2 protein-coding genes are annotated in these 3574 nt (G+C 28.0%); both read left to right on the top strand.

All coding sequences use genetic code 11. The features are described from left to right. Positions 1-810: 810 nt before the first annotated feature. Entirely contained in the window at positions 811-1446 is a 636-nt protein-coding gene (locus AC07XN_RS23785; RefSeq protein WP_494744854.1) for a hypothetical protein, read from the top strand. A gap of 547 nt (positions 1447-1993) precedes the next feature. Beyond that, the gene (locus AC07XN_RS23780) at positions 1994-2641 is read left to right on the top strand and encodes a hypothetical protein (protein ID WP_494744853.1); all 648 of its coding nucleotides are present in this window, start codon (positions 1994-1996) and stop codon (positions 2639-2641) included. The last annotated feature ends 933 nt before the right edge of the window (positions 2642-3574 follow it).

The following is a 3574-nucleotide window of genomic DNA, read 5'->3' as shown; positions in this document are numbered from 1 at the left end:
CTATTATGGGATGCTAAATATTTATCTAGTCGACTTATTTTTAAAAAAAATACAAATCACGAAAGATTACTCATTGCTTAAAATAAGTCAAATTGATAAAATCGTTTCTCGGACACTTTACAAAGCATTCTTTATATCATCCAAAACGGTGAGTGTTCGAACAATGAAGATAGGAGTGAGGTAACAAAAGCAAATGTATGTGAAGTCTGAAATAATTTGTGAAAGCAGTATTGTTGTATTTATGATGGGATTGTACTAAACTAATATTTTATATTAAATGAAACGCGTGGACTAAGACAAGAATGGTAGAATAATTAAGTAGGGACGAATTGCATTCGTCCGTTTCGTTGTCCAGCCCGTATCTCATGTGGAATTGTTTATTTAACTCCCTTACGGGTAGGTATTAGTTCACTAACAAGGGGATACACCCGAAAAAAAATAAAGAAAGTAATGAGCATATTAAATGATATTTTTTTGCAAAAATCTTTAACGATATCGTGGTCAGAAATTATAGACTATATTAAAAATAATTATAAACTTAAAGACATTCTAGGCGTAATACTCTTTTCCCTAATAGGTTTCAAAATATTATTGCATTTAGTTTATATTGTTATTTATAAACCAAAACTAAATCTGGGTTTTGGGTGGGGTAAAAGTACTATAGTATCATATTTGATTAATATAAATTTTATTCAAACAGATAAAAATAATATCTTAATTAAGATAATTAATGGAGTAATAACTACTATTTATATATACATTGCATTTACTCTTATTTTAGTAGCCGTAAGAGTTTAGTATTTATTAAAAATGAGTAAATTAAAAAACATTATAACACTCGAACTAAATGAAATATTTAGTTTATCAATCATTAATCTCGATTATAATGGTGAACATGTATATTTTGGAGATTGGTGTGAAGTGTATATCATAGATAATTTAAATAATAGAAGGTTGTTGTTATTGGCTACACCTTTAATTTCCATCTTAAGTGATATTGGTTATGCCACAAGTCGAAATATTGAACGAAAAGCTATAATAGATCCAGATATCGAAGTGTTTTCTGTGGGTAAAATCTATAGTAAACTACTTACAAAAGATTTTCAATACGATTCAAAGGAAACTTATTGGGCTCTAGATAAATCATCAGAACTAACAAGAGATTTTGGCTTTTTAAATGGTAAGGGCATTCATACTTGGATGTACTGTAAGGATAATATAGTTTTTTTCGAACTTACAGAAAGAGACGATTCAGATATATTTAATAACGATGAGTCAAACCTCTTAGATGAATCTAGTTTAAAAATGATACCCACCTATACTACTATCTCTAATGAATATCTTTTAAGAATAATGGAAATTTTGAATTATTGCTTTTTAGAATTATCTCCTGATAACGATGCTTCTCATTATAGTGATTATGGCATTTATAATCCCTTCGATTAAGGTAGCTATAGTCATAAAATAGACCTATCGCAGTAATAAAATTATAAGAGCGAAGGGTTACTGAAAATATTTACCGTCCTTGATTTTGTCATAAAAATCATATCGTATTTATGAATTTTTAATATATAAAATATGTCAATAGATGTTTTAGGTTATACGCTATTTTCTTTATTAGGACTCAAAATCCTATTACATTTGGTTTATATTTATACATATAAACCAAATCTTAATCTTGATACCCAAAAGTTTGAGTTCGGTTTTGGTAGAAAGACTATTGCTTCGCATTCAATTAGCTTATCCTTCATTCGAACGGATAAAAATATTTTTTTGGTAAAAATAATTAATGGTCTAGTTCTTATCCTCAACGTGATCTTTGTTTTACTCTTTATTATAGCAGTTATAAAATTAATTCTTCATTAAAAATATCATTATAAATAAATTACATGAAAAGACTAAGCAGGATTAGTAAATAAAAATAGTAAACTAATTAAGCCTATTGTTAATCCAATTGCTTTTTACACTTGATAGAAAGTTTAAATAAATTGAAGTGAGTAACTTAAAAGACATTATAACATTCGAACTAAATGAAGTATTTAGTTTATCAATCATTAATCTAGATTTTGATGGAGAATATTTTTATCATCTTGATTGGTGTGAAGTATATATGATTGATAAAGAGAATAATAGAAAACTGTTTTTAATAGAAGATACTTTAGGCTGGATTCTAAGCTGTCTTGCTTATGCCACCGTTGGAAGTATTAAGAGGGAAACTGAAATTTATCCAGATATTGAGGTATATAATTTAGGTAATATTTATCGTGAATTAAGTATAAAAGCTCGACAAGAAATTTCTTTAGACGCTTCAAAAGAAGCTGATTTAACTATTGAAAAAGCCCTTGAACTCTATAAGAACTTTGGTCTTTTACCAAGAAAATCCTTTCCAACATGGATGTATTGCAAGGAGAATGTTGTTTACTTTGAACTTACATCCAATCTTAACACAAGAATATATGATGATGTTATAGTAGACATTCCTGATAAATATAGTTTAGAAATGGTTCCTGTGTATATTACAATATCTGATGAGTATCTTTTGAAAATAATGCGTATTGTAAACTATTGTTTTTTAAATTTTTATCCTAAAAGAGAGGAAATAGAATACCCCTTATATGGTATTGATAATCCTTGGGAATAAGATTTTCGCCTTTTTTGGTGTTAGTTCACCAACAACACATGCGTCAGTAACAAACCAATTAATAACACTACAAAACCTAATTTCATGAATGATTATTAGCAACAGCTTTGATGAATATTCGTTTTATTATATCATTTTTATGAAATGAATATTGACGAGTTGCTGACGCATGTCTAGTTGGTGAACTAACACCAACAAGGGCGGAATATAATTTCTGACATGATAAACATAGGTCCAATAAAATGAAATATATCTTATTATTAATAATATTTAGCCCCATATTTTTTTTTATGGGGTACGTTTTTTTTTCGAAATTTTTAGATCAAAAAAAATTTCCATCTTATGATGTCCAATTATTTAATTTTGGCTTTATAGGTTTAATCTTGAGGCGGTACAATCAACGCATAATATATATAGTAGTTTCTATAATCTCCTTTGTTTTTTGTTTGGGTAGTATTTATTTATCTCTTAAAGGAATATTTTTAATACTAAAATCTAGTTTTTTTTAGCACTTCGCCCTTGTTGGTGTTAGTTTACCAACTAGACATGCGTCAGCAACTCGTCAATATTCATTTCATAAAAATGATATAATAAAACGAATATTCATCAGAGCTGTTGCTAATAACCATTCATAAAATCAAGTTTTGTAGTGTTATTATGTTATTAATTGATTTGTTGCTAACGCACGTCTTGTTGATGAACTAAGACCAACAAGGGGGGAAATACCAACAGGGGCGGAATCTTTTTAAATGCATCATTCATAAATATTGTTAACTATGGCACTGAATTTATTATCTAAAAAAGAACATACAATAGAACAAAACATCGCATTATTTGAAACAATTTGTAAAAAAAATAACTGGCCTTACGAACCCGAAGAATTTCAGATTATCAACGATCCTCTATTTTTAGATATTACATATGACTTTTCTA

It is taken from the genome of Arcicella sp. GW458-12-2-14-TSB2, from assembly GCF_059423785.1.
This window is presented reverse-complemented; position numbering and strand designations above follow the sequence as displayed.